The organism is Arachnia rubra (genome assembly GCF_019973735.1).
Classification (GTDB): Bacteria; Actinomycetota; Actinomycetes; order Propionibacteriales; family Propionibacteriaceae; genus Arachnia; species Arachnia rubra.
Window position 1 is genome coordinate 2,662,218 of the sequence record NZ_AP024463.1, and the last position, 14,949, is coordinate 2,677,166.

The 14,949-nt window shown below is 66.4% G+C and carries 15 protein-coding genes; 9 read left to right on the forward strand and 6 right to left on the reverse strand.

The genetic code is table 11. The features are described from left to right. Window positions 1-144 carry a hypothetical protein gene (locus tag SK1NUM_RS12130; RefSeq protein WP_212322340.1) on the reverse strand — a complete coding sequence of 48 codons (144 nt, stop codon included), beginning with the start codon at window positions 142-144 and terminating at the stop codon, window positions 1-3. A 139-nt stretch (window positions 145-283) separates the two neighbouring features. Between SK1NUM_RS12130 and SK1NUM_RS12135 the strand changes: the two genes are divergently transcribed. The 8 genes from SK1NUM_RS12135 to SK1NUM_RS12175 all read left to right on the forward strand — a co-directional run bounded on the left by SK1NUM_RS12135 (window position 284) and on the right by SK1NUM_RS12175 (window position 8,309). Continuing rightward, on the forward strand, window positions 284-1,306 hold the full coding sequence (locus SK1NUM_RS12135; RefSeq protein WP_212322341.1) for a zinc-binding dehydrogenase: 1,023 nt from the start codon (window positions 284-286) through the stop codon (window positions 1,304-1,306). A 71-nt stretch (window positions 1,307-1,377) separates the two neighbouring features. Continuing rightward, window positions 1,378-2,328: an NADP-dependent oxidoreductase gene (locus tag SK1NUM_RS12140; RefSeq protein ID WP_212322342.1), complete on the forward strand. Its 951-nt coding sequence runs from the start codon at window positions 1,378-1,380 to the stop codon at window positions 2,326-2,328. A 21-nt stretch (window positions 2,329-2,349) separates the two neighbouring features. After that, window positions 2,350-3,336 carry an aldo/keto reductase gene (locus tag SK1NUM_RS12145; protein ID WP_212322343.1) on the forward strand — a complete coding sequence of 329 codons (987 nt, stop codon included), beginning with the start codon at window positions 2,350-2,352 and terminating at the stop codon, window positions 3,334-3,336. 79 nt (window positions 3,337-3,415) lie between these two features. Then, window positions 3,416-3,856: a low temperature requirement protein A gene (locus SK1NUM_RS12150; protein WP_244980236.1), complete on the forward strand. Its 441-nt coding sequence runs from the start codon at window positions 3,416-3,418 to the stop codon at window positions 3,854-3,856. Between the two features lie 775 nt (window positions 3,857-4,631). Then, on the forward strand, window positions 4,632-5,978 hold the full coding sequence (locus SK1NUM_RS12160; protein ID WP_212322346.1) for an MFS transporter: 1,347 nt from the start codon (window positions 4,632-4,634) through the stop codon (window positions 5,976-5,978). Window positions 5,979-6,290: 312 nt separating this feature from the next. Continuing rightward, window positions 6,291-7,106, forward strand: coding sequence for a glycerophosphodiester phosphodiesterase family protein (locus SK1NUM_RS12165; protein WP_212322349.1), 816 nt, complete (start codon window positions 6,291-6,293; stop codon window positions 7,104-7,106). Between the two features lie 47 nt (window positions 7,107-7,153). Further along, complete coding sequence (locus tag SK1NUM_RS12170) at window positions 7,154-7,636, forward strand: hypothetical protein (protein WP_212322351.1); 483 nt, start codon at window positions 7,154-7,156, stop codon at window positions 7,634-7,636. Window positions 7,637-7,772: 136 nt separating this feature from the next. Next, complete coding sequence (locus SK1NUM_RS12175) at window positions 7,773-8,309, forward strand: GNAT family N-acetyltransferase (RefSeq protein WP_212322352.1); 537 nt, start codon at window positions 7,773-7,775, stop codon at window positions 8,307-8,309. A gap of 106 nt (window positions 8,310-8,415) precedes the next feature. Here the strand turns inward: SK1NUM_RS12175 and SK1NUM_RS12180 are convergent, their stop codons facing one another. The 4 genes from SK1NUM_RS12180 to SK1NUM_RS12195 form a co-directional block, all read right to left on the reverse strand. Beyond that, on the reverse strand, window positions 8,416-9,420 hold the full coding sequence (locus SK1NUM_RS12180; RefSeq protein ID WP_212322353.1) for a sensor histidine kinase: 1,005 nt from the start codon (window positions 9,418-9,420) through the stop codon (window positions 8,416-8,418). Then, window positions 9,413-10,090 carry a response regulator transcription factor gene (locus SK1NUM_RS12185; RefSeq protein WP_223927563.1) on the reverse strand — a complete coding sequence of 226 codons (678 nt, stop codon included), beginning with the start codon at window positions 10,088-10,090 and terminating at the stop codon, window positions 9,413-9,415. The genes SK1NUM_RS12180 and SK1NUM_RS12185 overlap by 8 nt, the downstream gene beginning before the upstream one ends. 61 nt (window positions 10,091-10,151) lie before the next feature. After that, complete coding sequence (locus tag SK1NUM_RS12190) at window positions 10,152-11,813, reverse strand: cytochrome c biogenesis protein DipZ (RefSeq protein ID WP_212322354.1); 1,662 nt, start codon at window positions 11,811-11,813, stop codon at window positions 10,152-10,154. Window positions 11,814-11,817: 4 nt separating this feature from the next. Then, entirely contained in the window at window positions 11,818-12,294 is a 477-nt protein-coding gene (locus tag SK1NUM_RS12195) for a thioredoxin domain-containing protein (protein ID WP_212322355.1), read from the reverse strand. A gap of 238 nt (window positions 12,295-12,532) precedes the next feature. Here SK1NUM_RS12195 and SK1NUM_RS12200 point away from each other — a divergent pair, with 238 nt between their 5' ends. Further along, a complete protein-coding gene (locus SK1NUM_RS12200; protein ID WP_212322356.1) occupies window positions 12,533-13,933 on the forward strand; it encodes a TolB-like translocation protein in 1,401 nt (466 codons plus the stop codon). A 202-nt stretch (window positions 13,934-14,135) separates the two neighbouring features. Here the strand turns inward: SK1NUM_RS12200 and SK1NUM_RS12205 are convergent, their stop codons facing one another. After that, window positions 14,136-14,735, reverse strand: a complete 600-nt coding sequence (locus SK1NUM_RS12205; RefSeq protein ID WP_212322357.1) for a DUF1269 domain-containing protein — start codon at window positions 14,733-14,735, stop codon at window positions 14,136-14,138. Between the last annotated feature and the right edge of the window lie 214 nt (window positions 14,736-14,949).

The window sequence follows — 14,949 nt, forward strand, 5'->3', positions numbered from 1 at the left end:
TTAACTCCCCAGGTGCGCGGCGCGACCTCGTGGCTGGCCCGGCACCCGGCGCATACCGAACGACGTCGTTATCCCCACGGCCTCGGGTGTCAGGCCAGCTCGCCGCGCCCGCAGGAAGTCACCGAGGACGGTTGATGAAGCCATGGCTGTGACTATTCCAGAAGAACCGGCTCCATGCCGTGTCACTGCCAGGGAAAGACGCTCCTAGGTTCGATGCTTGCTGTTACCGGACCAGAAATAAATACTGGCCACAATCCCAAACGTCTTCCAAAGGAGCACACTCATGCGTGCAACCGTCATGTACGGCGCCGGCGACGTCCGCGTTGAGGATCGTCCCGCCCCAGCCATCGAGGAGGACACCGATGCAATCGTGCGCGTCGTGCGCACCTGTATCTGCGGTTCCGACCTGCACCCTTACCACTCAATGGCGGCCTCCAGCGACGGCACCACCATGGGTCACGAGATGATCGGCGTGGTGGAGCAGACCGGCGACCTGGTCTCCACCGTCACCCCGGGCGACCTGGTGATCGCACCATTCGCCTTCTCCGACAACACCTGCGACATCTGCCTGGACGGCTTCCAGACCGCCTGTCCGCACGGAGGGTATTTCAGCACCTGCCAGTCCGAGGTGGTGCGCGTACCACAGGCCGACGGCACCCTCGTCGTCGCGCCCGCCACCGAGGATGAGGCGATCCTGAAGTCCTATCTGGCGCTGTCCGACGTGTACTTAACCGGCTACCACGCCGCCTTCATGGGCAAGGTGGAGCCGGGCAAGTCGGTGACGGTGATCGGCGACGGCGCAGTGGGGCTGTCCGCGGTGCTGGCCGCCTCCCGGATGGGTGCCGACCGGATCATCCTGATGGGCCGTCACACCGACCGCACCGACCTGGGCCGCGACTTCGGTGCCACCGACGTGGTCGCTGAGCGCGGTCAGGAGGGCGTTGAGAAGGTACGAAGCATGACCGACAGGCAAGGCACCCACGTCGTCCTGGAGGCCGTCGGCCACATGGCCGCCTATGAGCAGTCCTATGGGGTGGTGCGCTCTGGTGGGGTCATCAGCCGGGTCGGGGTCCCGCAGTATGAGGACGCGCCGGTCGGTTTCATGAGCCTCTTCGGCCGCAACATCACCCTGACCGGCGGGCCGGCCCCGGTGCGCGCCTATCTGGAACAGGGATTGAAGGACGTCACCTCCGGCCTGATCAACCCAGGACAGCTGTTCGACGTCACCCTGCCGCTCGACGAGGCCCCCAAGGGTTACGAGCTGATGGACTCCCGCAAAGCCCTGAAGGTGATGCTCAAGCCCTGACGGCAGTCCGCCGGGGGCCGCTTCCGGCGGCTCTCTTCGACCCCACACCTGTCAGCTAGGAGGATTCAGGCATGCATGCCATCGGTTTCGACACTTATGGGGCTCCCCAGGTGCTCCACCCCGTCAACCTCCCGGACCCCACACCGGGCGCCGGCGAGGTACTGGTCCGCGTCGCGGCCGCGGGAGTCGCCCCCGTCGACGCGATGGCCCGCTCCGGCCTGCTCGCGGCTCTGTACGAGAGACAGCAGCCGCCCTTCGTCCCCGGGATGGAGATCGCCGGGACGGTGGAGGTGCTCGGGATTGGGGTCAGCGACGGTGAGCTTTCCGCGGGTACCCCCGTGGCCGCCTTCGTCGACTTCAAGGGCGCGCATGGCGGCTACAGCGAGCTGCTCGCACTGCCGGCGGAGTCGGTGGTGCGCGCCCCCGCCGGGCTGTCGATGCCCGAGGCGGCCACCACTGTGCTCAATCCCCTGACCGCCCGCAATGCCTTGGATGCGCTGGACCTGCCGGCCGGGGCGACGCTGCTGGTGACCGGTGCCGCTGGTGCGGTCGGCGGGTATCTCGTCCAGCTGGCCGCGCATGCGGGCCTGCGGGTCGTGGCCCAAGCCAGTGCCGGGAACGAGAAGCTGGTGCGCGACCTCGGCGCGGCGTGGTTCGTGCCGCGTGACGCAGACCTGGCACAGGCCGTCAAGGCACAGCTGCCGGATGGCGTCGATGCTGTGGTGGACACCGCGAACATCGGGGTTGCGGTCGCTGATGCGGTCCGTGACGGCGGCCAGTACGCGGCGCTTCGCCCCTCGACGGACGAGACCGGCCGCGGCATCGCGGTCAAGGGCCTCAATGTGCGCCAGCGTGCCACCGACCACGCCGCGATCGCGGCCCTGCGCGACCTTTTCGACCAGGGGGTGCTGACCGCGCGGCTCGGTGAGGTCGTCCCAGCCCGCGACGCTGCCCGCGCCCACGAGCTGCTGGAGACCGGTGGGTTGCGAGGCCGCATCGCCCTGGACCTGACAGCTTTCTAACACCCCGTGAAAGGAGCCAGCATGCACGCTCGTTCTCTCGGCCAGGGACTCCAGGTCTCGGCGATCGGCCTCGGCTGCATGGGGATGTCGCAGAGCTACGGACCGAACCCCGGCAGCCGCGACGACATGATCGCCGTGCTGCGTGACGCCGTCGACGAGGGCGTCACGTTCTTCGACACCGCCGAGGTCTACGGCCCCTACGTCAACGAGGAGCTCGTCGGCCAGGCCCTTGAACCGCTGCGCGACGCGGTCATCATCGCGACCAAGTTCGGCTGGGACATCCGCGACGGATCAATAGTGGGCCTTGACAGCCGCCCGGAGCAGATCCGGCGCGTCGCGGAGGAGTCACTGCGACGGCTGCGCACTGACGTCATCGACCTGTTCTATCAACACCGGGTCGATCCCAGCGTGCCGATCGAGGAGGTGGCGGGCACCGTCGGTGACCTCGTGGCGGAAGGCAAGGTGCGTCACTTCGGGCTGTCCGAGGCCTCCGCGAAAACCATCCGCCGCGCCCACGAGGTGTTCCCCGTGACCGCGGTGCAGAGCGAGTACTCGCTGTGGACGCGCGACCCGGAGGCGGAGGTCCTGCCGACGCTGGCGGAGCTCGGGATCGGGTTCGTGCCGTTCAGCCCGCTCGGCAAGGGTTTCCTGACTGGGACCATCGACACCTCCACCGCCTTCTCCGACGGGGACATCCGCACCCGCGTGCCCCGGTTCAACGAGGAGAACCTCTCCGCGAACCAGGTTCTCGTCGAGCAGGTGCGCGCGCTAGCCGCGGCGAAGGACGTGACGCCGGGTCAGGTGGCCCTAGCGTGGCTGCTAGCCCAGCACCCGTGGGTCGTCCCGATCCCCGGCACCCGCCGGGTATCACGGATCCGGGAGAATATGGCCGCCACGCAGGTGGCGCTGTCAGCCGACGAGGTGGCTGATCTCAACGGCCTAGCTGAGCGCATCGGGATCCGGGGCGACCGCTACAACCCCGAGCACATGGCCTTCCTCGACCGCTGACTCCCCCCACCCGGCACAACAGATACACCAAGACGGATACACACCGAATGACCGATACGGAATCACGGTCCTGTGCGGGCTGTGGTGGGGCTATTTCCTCTTCGGTCCCACCACCCTCCAGAGCGTCCTGGAGGAGAGCGAGAACCGCATCGAGCTGATCAGGCCGGTGCTGTCGTACGGGCACCTGGCGCTCGCCGCCGGGATCGTCGCCATCGCTGCGGGCATCGGCCAGGCTGTTGCCGATCCCGGGGAGCCGCTGCAGGTGGACAACGCGATCCTGCTGTTCGGCGGCACGATGCTTTACCTGGTCACTTTCGCCTTCACCCGGTGGCGGCTCTTCCAGACCCTCGCGGTGCCGCGGCTGTCAGCGGCGGCTGCGGTCCTGATCCTGTTCTTCCTGTCGACGCAGGTCGCGGCGATCTACTCGGTCGCCCTGCTGGCTGTCGCGCTGATCATCTTGAACATGGTCGAGAGCGTGGTGCTGCCCCGCACCCTCCGGAAGCCCGGGACCGCAGGGTAGGCGCAGGCTGATCCCGGCCCCGGCCAGGCCTACAACACCGCCTGGGGTGAGACGGACGGCGCGGGTGTCGGCGATGCGTTCAACCCAGCCCTGCGCGAAGAACGCCTGGCAGATGCTGACGCCAAGCGGTCCTGCGAGGTGGAAGCGACGCTCGGTGGCGTCCAGGCAGGCGGCGCCCCGGGTGGTCTCCGGGATTCCCCAGCTGGCGAGAAGATCCAGTCCGCCGGAGGTGGGCTGGAAGTCGTCATCCATCAGGCCGCAGTGCTGAAGCTGCGCGGCGAGACCGACGCCGAGACGTCCGGCAAGGTGCCGGTAGCAGGTGCGACCGGCACGCAGGCGATCCCCCGCGCGGTGGGCACCGAGGCTGGGCGGGGTCGCGACGGTGGTGCCAGAGACGACGGCGAGGTCCTCGATGATGCGCGCGATGCATTCCCCCGCTAGGCGCAGGTAGCGGTGACGTCCCTGGCGGATCTCCTCGGCGAAGCCACGGGCGACGAGCAGGTTGGCGTGTTCGCTCGCTGTGGAGCGGGCCAGGCCGCAGTACCTCCCCAGTTCACCGGCCGTCCAGGCTCGCCCATCCATCAGCGCGGCGCACATGGCCGCCCGCGACGAGTCGGCCAGCACCGCCGCGGCCGTGGAGATGTCGGGTACCGGTTCAGGGAATGTGCGGGCTCTCATCTTCTCCATTCTGGCTCCGGCTTCGTTCGGCCTGCACCGAACATTCCACGTGCGAGCATCGAGGCGACACCTGGCAGCCGAGGAAAGGGATGCCCGCATGGACACAAGACCAGCCCGGGGAGCTCTGGCAGCGGTGCTGCTGGGGTATTTCGTCGTCATGCTGGACACGACGATCGTCAATGTCGCGCTGCCGCGGATCGGAGCCGATCTTGGCGCCCAGGTGGCGGAGCTGCAGTGGGTAGCCGACGCCTATACGATCGTATTTGCAGCTTTGCTGCTGGGCGCGGGCTCGGCATGCGATCGTATGGGAGCGCGCAGGGTCTACGTCGCTGGGTTGCTGCTGTTCGCGGTCTTGTCGGCCGGATGCGCGCTGGCTCCCTCAATCGGGGTGCTCATCGCCGCGCGAGCGGTGCAGGGCGTCGGCGCCGCGGCGATCGTGCCTGGGTCGCTGGCGCTCATCACCGAGACCCATTCCGGCCCCGGTGAAAGATCCAGGACCATCGGACTCTGGGGCGGCGCCGGTGGGATTGCGGCGGCCGTCGGTCCGGTGCTGGGCGGGATGCTGGTGGAGACAGCGGGCTGGCGAGCGGTGTTCTGGGTGAACCTGCCGGTGATTGCCGTCACCTGTCATCTTGCTCTTAGTAGGCTCCCTGCCGCCTCGACAACTCTCCCCCGCGGCCCGGTGGATCACGCTGGGCAGATATTAGCGATAGCAGGGTTGGGGACGCTGGCTGCCGGGATCATCACCGCCGGTGAGGAAGGCCTGCGACCCGCTCAGGCGCTGCTGCTCGTCGCCGGGGTGCTGCTCCTGGCCGGTTTTGCGCTCGTCGAGAAACACCACCCGGCCCCGATGCTGCCGTTGAGCCTGTTCACCACCGCTGGCTTCGGGCTGCCTGTGCTGGCCGGGTTCGCGCTGAACCTGGGGTTCTTCGGGCAGCTCTTCGTGCTCTCGCTGTTCTTCCAGCAGCACCTCGGCTACCCACCCTGGCTGGCGGGACTGGCCCTGGCGCCGCAGGCATGCAGCGCGGTGGTCGCGGCGCCCCTTGGCGGAAGGGCCGCGGCTAGGATCGGTCCGTCCATCGCTATGCTCCTGGGCCTGGCAGCGGGGGCGGCCGGGTTCGCGTCCCTGGCCTTGGTGGATGAGCGGACACCCTATCCGGCAGTCGCTGTCCTGACGTTCATTGCCGGATGCGGGGTGGCTTTCGCAGTGCCCGCGGCGACCTCCGCAGCCATCACCGGGGCCCCGGCCGCCTTCGCAGGTCTGGCCGGAGGGGCATCCAACGCCGCCAGGCAAACCGGCAGCGTCCTAGGGGTTGCTCTCCTGGGTGCGCTGGTGGCTGGGCGCGATTTTCTGTCCGGGTTCCATCTGGCTGCCCTGGTCGCGGCCGGGGTCTTGGCCACCGCCGGCGCATTCACATCGGTGCTCATACTTCACAAGAGCTGACAGACCCCACCGGCAGATATGCTGCCACCGCCTGCCCTCCATACGGACGGCCAGCCTGGGAGGGCCCGGAGGGGTTGCGTTGACCCCATCGTGGGGTACGTTGAGGATGTACCTGAAGGTGAGGTACTTGCCCGATAACCGCCGGCTTGGGGCCGGTCGTGGGTTGAGCTCTTGTTGTACCGACTGCGTTTGAGGCAGTTCGACAATCACATTCATCGCGACGAGTGTTTGTTCGTCGTCCCTGCGCCTTGCGCGGTCACTCCCCCGCGATTAATCGGCCTAGCCAATTAAAACGAATAGGAGTCATTGCACGTGACAGTCAACCAGAATGCACAGCCCTCCGAGGCTACCGGCACTGTGGATGTCCAGGTGATGGGCTTTGACGGGGTAGCCAGCGAAACCCAGATTGCACCGACAGCCCAAGGCGTGACCGTCGATGAGCTGCTGGCGCGGAAGAACGGCTTCATGATCGCCCACCGAGGCGGCTCAGCCGACTGGCCGGAGATGAGCCTGCTGGCCTATAACGAGTCAGCCAACCGGGGCATACCCGCGCTGGAGTTCAGCTTCTCCCTGACCTCCGACGGCGTACCCGTGGGTGTGCACAACGAAAACCTGAAGGGTGTCGACCCGTCGGCCCCCGACACTCCCGTCACCCAGATGACCTGGGAGCAGGTGCGCCAGTACAAGACGAAGGGCCAGCCGTTCATCCGGCTGCAGGACCTGATCGCCGCCTATGGCTCAGATCACGTGCTGTTCGTCGACCCGAAGCGTAGCGCCCAAGCCTCCGACACCTATCTGCCCTGGCTCGATCCCCAGCACACCATCCTGAAGTACTCCGCTGATGCCACATGGCTGGCAGATATCTGGCGCGCAGCCGGCTTCAAGACCTGGGGTTTCTTCTACGCAGAAAGCGATGCCCTCAAAAGCGAGGCCAAGGAACAGGCCACGCACTGGGACCTGATCGGGGTGACGTGGGAGGCCCAGGAATCCACGTGGGAGACCGCCAAAGGCTATGGGCGTCCCATCATCGGGCACATCTGCCCTAGCCAGGACGCGATCAACAAATGCATGTCATTGGGTGCCGTGGGGGTCATGTGCTCCAAGATCGACGGAATGACCCTGCCGTGACGGCGCAACCAAACTCTGAAACCCACATCGAACAGGAGACCAGGACCATGCTGAACAGGCGTTCTTTCATCACGATCTCGGTAGCGGGAGCGGGCGTGGCGGCGGCGGGTGTCATCACGCCGGCCCTGACAGCTGCCGCCGACGAGTCAACCTCCACTGGGAACACCCAGATCCAGATCGGCCCCGTGGCGGTGCTGGCGGGTACGACGATCCTGCAGGTTGCCGCCAAGAAGGCCGACTTCGATTTCTTCACGTCGAGCGGAGCCTTCTCCAAGAGCAGCAATGGCCTGCTCGTCCCGTCGGGCATCCGGCTGCTGTCGCAGGAACGGGGCGTGGCACTGACCCCCATATCCGAGCAGCCGGAGGTGAAGCCGAAGGCGGAAACAGCCTTCTGCTGTGCCTATGCCGTGTTCGACGGCCTGGAGGGGACCAACCCGGTCGAGGTACGCATCCCCGGCTACACCCTCGTTACCGGCGTCCCGGTCGTATCCCTCGACAATGCGCCATTCGTCGTCAACAACAACACATAGTTCATGACCTGCTGGGGCCGGGAGGAGAAGCTCTCCCGGCCCCAGCGGCATCACCTCACCCCCAGACCGGGGGATAATCCGCACAGGTGGAATGTGGGATCCTGATCTCATGTCCCCTGATGACAGAATCGTGATCATGCGTGGACACGACGACCTGACCGCCACCGACCTGGCGAGTCTCGCTGCCCTTTTCGACACTGAATATCGCGCATCCTTCGGCCCCTGGACCCCGGAGCGTCCCTACGGCTATGCCGGGCACGACGTGCACATCCTGGCTCGCCGGGGCAGTCGAATCGTCGGACATGCCGGTTTCCAGCGGCGACGGATCGCCATCGGGGCTGGGAAACTGACGATCGCAGGTGTTGGGGGCGTGCTCGTCGCCCCTGAGGTCCGTGGCACCGGGCTCGGGACCCAGCTGGTGGACGCAGCCGCCGCGGCGATGCGGAGCCGGACAGGCATTGACGCCGGCTACCTGGGGTGCCGGGAGGATGTCGTCCCCTTCTACGAGTCCTGCGGCTGGCGGCGCATCGCCGCACCCGAGCGTCACATCGACCGGCTGAGTGGGGAGGTTGTCGAGAAGCCACCGGGACCGCCGCTGCTGATCCTCCCCATCACACTGGCCCTTGAGGACTGGCCCAGCGGGATGATCGACCTGCGCGGCCGCCCCTGGTAGTTTCCCGCGCACCATCACACCCGAACAGCTCATCGGAAAGCCGGTTCTTGACATCCCTGAGCAGCATCATCCGCCCCATAGTCATAGCCACAAGTGTAGCCATGCGCTATCCACTTGCCGTCCTCGGCAGTTCGATGGTCACGACACAACCGGGTGGCCTGTTCCGGATCTCGGCGGTCCCGGCGTGAGCGGCGACGATGGTGCGGACGATGGGCAGGCCGAGTCCGCTACCGGAGATCCCGTCAGGGGTGCGGGCTTGGTCACCACGCCAGCCTGCCTCGAAGACTTTCGTAAGCTCCTCGTCGCTGAGCCCGCCACAGCCGTCACCGACCTCCACCCGCACGGTGTCCGCATCGGCTGAGACGGTGACAGTCACGTCGGTGCCCGGCCGCGTGTAGGCGATGGCGTTGCCGACGACGTTCTGCAGCGCCCTGGACAGCAGTCCGGGGTCGCCGACGACGTCACTCGGCCCGCACTCGGCCGTCCCGGTCAGGTTCACACTGCGCTGCGCAGCCAGTGGGGCGAGGCTCCCGACGAGGTCGGAGACCAGGTCGCTGATGGCGATGGTCTCGGAGCCGAGTTCCAGGGACCCGCTCTGGAGCCCGGCGAGTGCCAGCACGTCATCGACCATGCCTGCGATGCGTCTCGTCTCGGCGATGATGCTGCGGTGGTAGGCGGCCGGATCCGGTGCGATCCCGTCCTCCAAGGCCTCCGCCATGGCGCGGATACCGGCCAGCGGGGTGCGCAGGTCGTGCGACATCCAGGTGATCAGCTCCCGTCTGCCTTGCTCCACCTCGCGCTGACGGCGTTCCTGCTCCAGGGCAGTTGATGCACGGGCGATCATCCGCTGGCTGCGCAGCGACACAAACACGCCAGTCAGCAACGCGGCCGGGGCGGTGGCTGCCAGCAACAGCAGCGGAACCCCCACGGACTCGATCAACATGAGCCGCACCCCGACCAGTAGGCCGGTCCCGATGGTCACCACCACCGCGAGAGGGCTCAGCAGCGACGCCCAGCGCACGGAACGTCTTGCAACCGTGGAGGTCAGCGCCGCACACACCAGCCCCACCGCCAGAGTCACTAGAGCGACTATCAGCAAATGCTCAGCCATGGGGCTCCCAGCGGTAGCCGCGTCCCCAGACGGTGACCAGCCGACTGGGATGGTGTGGGTCGGTTTCCACCTTGCCGCGCAGCCTGCGCACGTGCACCGTCACCGTCGACGCGTCGCCGGCATCCCAGCCCCACACCGCGCGCATCAGTTCATCGCGTGAGAAGACCTGGTCGGGATGCGTGACGAGGTGTGCCAAGAGGTCGAACTCCCGGATCGTCAGCGCCAGCGACACCCCGGCGAGGGAGGCCTTCTGGGCGGTGAGGTCGAGCGTCAGGTCGCCGTCGGTGACGACGTCACGCTCAGGTGCGCTGGGCTGCCGGCGTCGCAATACGGCCGTAACGCGCAGCACTAGCTCCCGAGGGCTGAACGGCTTGGCCAGGTAGTCGTCGGCACCCAGTTCCAGTCCCAGGATCCGATCGGCCTCCGCGCCCTTGGCGGTCAGCATGATCACCGGCGCCTGAACGCCACGGCTCCGCAGGCGCCGGAAAACCTCAAGCCCGTCGATGCCGGGCAGCATCAGGTCGAGGATGATGAGATCCTTGTCATCGCCGTGTCCCAGAGCCGCCAGCCCGTCGGCGACTTCGGAGACGTCGTGCCCAGCGGCACGCAGGTAGTCGCTAACCACACCGCGTACCGTCGGGTCGTCATCGACGATCAGGATCCTGGGCACCCGATCAGGATAGGAGATGCTGTCTGGCACGGCGGGGTCCCTGACGTCAGGGTCCCCCATCTCATCCGAAGGTGAAGGCATTGGCTCTCACACCTGCATCGAAGGTCAGGGTGACAGTGGCTCCCTCGGTGGCCTGGGGCAACCGGACAAGCCGGTACAGCCGAGCGCCGGAGAGGGTCACCGTCTCCCCCTGCACATCTGCCCCGCCCGGCGAGTCCATCCCCTCCACATGGACGCGCACCTTCGCCCCGGCTGGCCCATCCATCACCAGGTAAACTTCGCTTCCGGCGAACCGATAGCGCAGCTGGGCGCCGTCCTGCAGCGCGGTGACCGACTCCTCATCGGCCGACCAGCGCCCAGACAGCGTCCACCGGTTGGTGTCCTGGGGGCCCTCGGGCTGGCCGTAGTCATGTTCACCCCCGACCAGCTCCATCTGGTTCCCGGATGCACGCCGCATCCCGAGATAGGTCTCAGGGGACTGCCCAGGCGTGGGGTGCAGGACGTCGCCGGAGACTTCCGCTTTGTCGCCGCCCTCACCCAGGAGTTCCCGGATCTGCGCCTCGGCCTGGTCGTAGCCGCCCTCGCCGAAGTGCGTCCAGCGGACCGTCCCGTCCTTGTCGATCAGGTATTTGGCAGGCCAATACTGGTTTTTGAAGGCCTTCCAGGTAGCGAAGTCGTTGTCCAGTGCCACCGGGTATCTGATGCCGGCTTCCCGGACTGCACGTTCCACATTCTCCGGAACCTTCTCGAAGGCGAACTCGGGTGCGTGCACGCCGATGATCTCCAAGCCCGCCGCGTGGTAGCGGTCGTACCAGGCGTTCAGGTACGGCTGGGTGCGCATGCAGTTGATGCAGCTGTAGGTCCAGAAATCCACCAGCACGACCTTTCCCCGCTGGGCCTGCAACGTGGTCGGCTCGCTGTTGACCCAGTGCGTGATCCCGGACAACTCCGGTGCGCTGCCGAGAGCACGGGACTGGCTGTCGCCTGCCACCCCAGGCACCGCGTCCGAGGAGGGGATCAACCCCTGCTCGAACGCCGACAGCGACGGGAATTTGTCGGCGGCCCACGTCTGGAGCTGCTTGTCCACCCCGGTCGCAACCAGGAGCCCGACGACGATGAACAGCACCGCGACCGCCCGTTGGAACCTGCCACGCGGATTGCCCGCCCATCCCAGGCGGTTGATGAGCTTGCGCCCAGCCAGCGAGATCGCCAGCAGCGCCCCCGCCACGCCGACGCAGTAGATGCCGAGATAGATCATCCCCGCGACCGGGCTGGCCGGAAGCACCGTCGCAATCACCCAGGCGTAGGTCGGGGAACAGCTGCTGAACACCGGGCCGAGGGCCGCACCAGTCAGCAACGCTCCCGTGGTCTCGCTGCGCTGGGCGCGTGCCTTGTCCAGCAGGCCATGGGAGCTGTCGAGCCGGGTCCATTGCGCAACCCGCGACCACACCCTGGGAAACAGCATCGCCAGGCCGAGCAGGACCACCAGGGTCCCAGAGCCAATGGCCCAGATCCTGGGGTCGATGCTGAGGAAGGCGGTGCTGGCCTTCAGCAGCAGCGTGAAGACGAGCAGCGACGCCACCAGGCTGCCTGCGATGAGGTAGGGACGGCGACGAGACCCATGCCCCAGGCTGCCGCCAACGATCACCGGAAGGAACGGCAACACGCATGGGGCCAGCACCGTCAAAACACCGGCGACGAGCGAAAGGAACGCGATGAACATCTTTCTAACCCTGTAGTTCCTTCAGCAGGGCGTTCGGTGAAGTGCTGACCCATGTGCGGGTTGCCATACCCTGGGCATCGACCTGGACGAAGGTGTGCTGCATCGTCACCCCGTAGCGCTGACGCAGGTCGGTGTGGCTGTCGTAGTCGACGCTGACGACGGTGGTCTTGGCTGGTATCTTTCCGGGATCGTCGGTGAGCGCCTTGGTGATGGCCTGACAGTCCGGGCACCACGTGGCATTGAAGAACAGCACCACTTTCACGCTGGAGTACTTGTCCATGGCGGCGGAGTACTCTTCGTAGCTCACGTACCCCGACGGAGTCATCATCGCGTCACCGGGCGAGGTGCTCATTCCGGCCGAGGGCGACATGGCCCCGGACGGGCTCATCGCGGGCGACATCGCATCCGACGATGCGTTCTGGGAGCATCCGGCGAGAACGATGACACCGGCGACGGCCAAGGGAGCAAGGATTCTTTTCATGCCTGAGAGTCTTCCGCCGCGGCGATGACAGGAACCAGGGGAGTTTTCTTACGGAAGTGTGACGCCCCAGCATCGATGACTCTGTGTCAGCCTTTTGGCCATCCGGCCAGTGACTGCGAGATGCGCACTGCCGGGGCATAGCCATTGGTTGAGGGGTTGGCTAGGCTGAGCGCGCGGACGGTTGGAGGGCAGGTTCCGCGACCAGATATGTTCCGGGAGCCAACCGTGAGGAGTCAGCATGAGCTTCCGTCTAGTCCGATTCAGTGCGTTGTCCGTTGCGGCCGTCCTCGCAGTATCGGGGGTGAGTACCGCGGCCGCAAACGGGGAGACCCCCACGCCGGCACCGTCGCCGTCCGCCACGGCACCGGCTGCACCCAGCGACCCGTTGTCCAGCCAATATCCAGCCGATTTCAAGCTCACGCCGCTGTCAGCCGACCCGATCAGCGACACCGCCGCACCTAACTACGGCGCCTACCAGAGTGATCCTGCTTATGGAACCCATGTTTACCGCGCCACCAAAGCCGATGAGAGCGGTCGCATGCGACATGAGTATTCCCGGCGCCAGGCGTTCAACGCCGACCAGTCCCGCTACCTGGCTCAGGACACCAGCGGCCACTGGCACCTGTACGACGGCGTGAAGCTCACCGAGATCTCCCAGCTCGACGCACTCGGCGGCGACTGCGAACCCCTGTGGCATCCCACCGACCCCAACAAGCTGTACTTCACGGCCCGCGACGGCGGCCTCCAGTGGTGGGTCTACGACATCGCCTCGGGTAACAAGGAGGTCGTCTTCGACTTCACCGGCCAGACCCCTTGGCCCGATGCGAAGTCCTTCTGGACCAAGGGCGAGGGCACGATGAGCGCCGACGGACGTTACCTGTCGCTGATGGCCACCAGCTACGACGAGTCCACCCAGGCGAAAGCCATCCACGGACTGGTGACCCTGGATCTACAGGAGAGGAAGATCGTCGGGACCCTCGACGCGAAGGACTTCCCCGTCCCAGGTGCCTACCCGGATCACATCAGCACCTCGGCCAGCGGCAAGTACGCGGTCCCGTCGTGGCTGGACGGGCAGGGCGGCACCCGCGCTTACACGCTGGACTTCAAGGAGTCGCGGCAGCTGACCCCGGCCTCGGAGCACTCGGATCTGGCTTTCGGCCCGAACCGTGAGGACTATCTGGTCTACGCCGACTACGCCCGCGGCTTCATCTCAGCCATCAACCTGGACAATGGTGAGGCAACCGACCTGCACAAGCTCTATCCGGCCTCAGGTGAGGGTTATGCCCTGCACATCAGCGGCCAGGCCTTCGATCGTCCGGGCTGGGCGGTTGTCTCTACCTACGAAGACTTCGCTGACTACGGGAACACCCGCCCTGCGCCTGAGATCCGTCCGGAGTACCGGAAGGTGTGGCTGATGGAGCTCAAGCCGGGTGGCCGCACGGTGAACGTCGCGCATGTGAGGAGCAACTGGTCAGGCGTGGAGGGTGACAGCAGATACTTCCTGGAGCCCCAGGCCAGCGCCTCCCGCGACCTCAGCCGGATCATCTTCGCCAGCAACCACGGCGGAGCGACGGAGAGCTATATCGTCCCGCTGCCCACCAAGGCCATCGACGAGGCACCAGCCTCCAGCGGCGAGTGACCTGAACCCAACAGTTGAGGGGTGCCCATCCGGGCACCCCTCAACACTGTCTGGACAGCGGCCGACCTGCCAGCCTCACTCCGGTCCGCCGGCTGGCCTAGTGAACGTCCCTGCTGGAATGGTCACCAGAGCATAGAAGCTGTGTGCCGCCCCGGGGGAATTCCAGAGCGCCTGAACACTCACTGTGTCGCTGTCGGTGGATCTATTTGTCGTTGCGCTGGAACTTCGCTTTGAGGTTCTCGATCCGCTCGTCCCATTTCTCGCGAAGCTCCTGCTTCTTGTGCTCGCGCACCGCTTCGCGGGCTGCCCGGGCCGCGGCCTCGGCCGCCGCCTGCTGGGCCTCGATCTCGGCGACCACCTCTTCCACAGGACGCCGCACCACAGTCGCGCTGACGCTGTCGGCGAAGGCGTTGAGGGCAGCGGGCGCGTCCTCCACGACCTGGGCCAGGATCGCGTTGCCGCCGGGCGGCACGACCTTGGCGAAGTCGGAGATGACATCGTCGCCCAGATCCAGGCGGTCGGCGTCGATGAGAGAACCAGTCAGGGCGCCGGCGCCAAGGCCGAGCAGCATGCCGAGAGGGCCGCCCAGGATGCCGACGAGCATGCCGATCAGTGAGCCGCCCGTGGTGGCAGCCCCGGCCTGATAGTCGCGGCCTTCGGCCAGGTGGGCTATGCCGTCGGCGTCGCGCTCGATGATGACGGCGGCGTTGAGGTCGAAACCGGCAGCGCTCTTCAGTTTGCTGAAAGCCTCGTAGGTGCCGCTGTGTGTGGGGAGGGTCATGACGACGATGTTTTCGGCCATGCACTTTCCTTTCGTTGCCCGGCCCCATTGTGATTGGACATGAGGGACAGCCCGGCTGAAGAGTGCCGCCGAACCACCCCAGGAAGAGGCCGGTTCACCTCAACCTAACCCAGCAATCCCCCTCCCCCGGTTCCGACACACCTCCGCCGGACCGCGGTCTTCTCACCTCGGAAACCCAACAGCAGCATGTGTTGACTACGTGTTTTACCCAGAT

What these genes read in the sequence shown, in the direction of transcription:
- SK1NUM_RS12130 (WP_212322340.1), bottom strand. Translation starts at nt 144, where the DNA reads ATGGCTTCATCAACCGTCCTCGGTGACTTCCTGCGGGCGCGGCGAGCT.
- SK1NUM_RS12135 (WP_212322341.1), top strand. Translation starts at nt 284, where the DNA reads ATGCGTGCAACCGTCATGTACGGCGCCGGCGACGTCCGCGTTGAGGAT.
- SK1NUM_RS12140 (WP_212322342.1), top strand. Translation starts at nt 1,378, where the DNA reads ATGCATGCCATCGGTTTCGACACTTATGGGGCTCCCCAGGTGCTCCAC.
- SK1NUM_RS12145 (WP_212322343.1), top strand. Translation starts at nt 2,350, where the DNA reads ATGCACGCTCGTTCTCTCGGCCAGGGACTCCAGGTCTCGGCGATCGGC.
- SK1NUM_RS12160 (WP_212322346.1), top strand. Translation starts at nt 4,632, where the DNA reads ATGGACACAAGACCAGCCCGGGGAGCTCTGGCAGCGGTGCTGCTGGGG.
- SK1NUM_RS12170 (WP_212322351.1), top strand. Translation starts at nt 7,154, where the DNA reads ATGCTGAACAGGCGTTCTTTCATCACGATCTCGGTAGCGGGAGCGGGC.
- SK1NUM_RS12175 (WP_212322352.1), top strand. Translation starts at nt 7,773, where the DNA reads ATGCGTGGACACGACGACCTGACCGCCACCGACCTGGCGAGTCTCGCT.
- SK1NUM_RS12180 (WP_212322353.1), bottom strand. Translation starts at nt 9,420, where the DNA reads ATGGCTGAGCATTTGCTGATAGTCGCTCTAGTGACTCTGGCGGTGGGG.
- SK1NUM_RS12190 (WP_212322354.1), bottom strand. Translation starts at nt 11,813, where the DNA reads ATGTTCATCGCGTTCCTTTCGCTCGTCGCCGGTGTTTTGACGGTGCTG.
- SK1NUM_RS12195 (WP_212322355.1), bottom strand. Translation starts at nt 12,294, where the DNA reads ATGAAAAGAATCCTTGCTCCCTTGGCCGTCGCCGGTGTCATCGTTCTC.
- SK1NUM_RS12200 (WP_212322356.1), top strand. Translation starts at nt 12,533, where the DNA reads ATGAGCTTCCGTCTAGTCCGATTCAGTGCGTTGTCCGTTGCGGCCGTC.
- SK1NUM_RS12205 (WP_212322357.1), bottom strand. Translation starts at nt 14,735, where the DNA reads ATGGCCGAAAACATCGTCGTCATGACCCTCCCCACACACAGCGGCACC.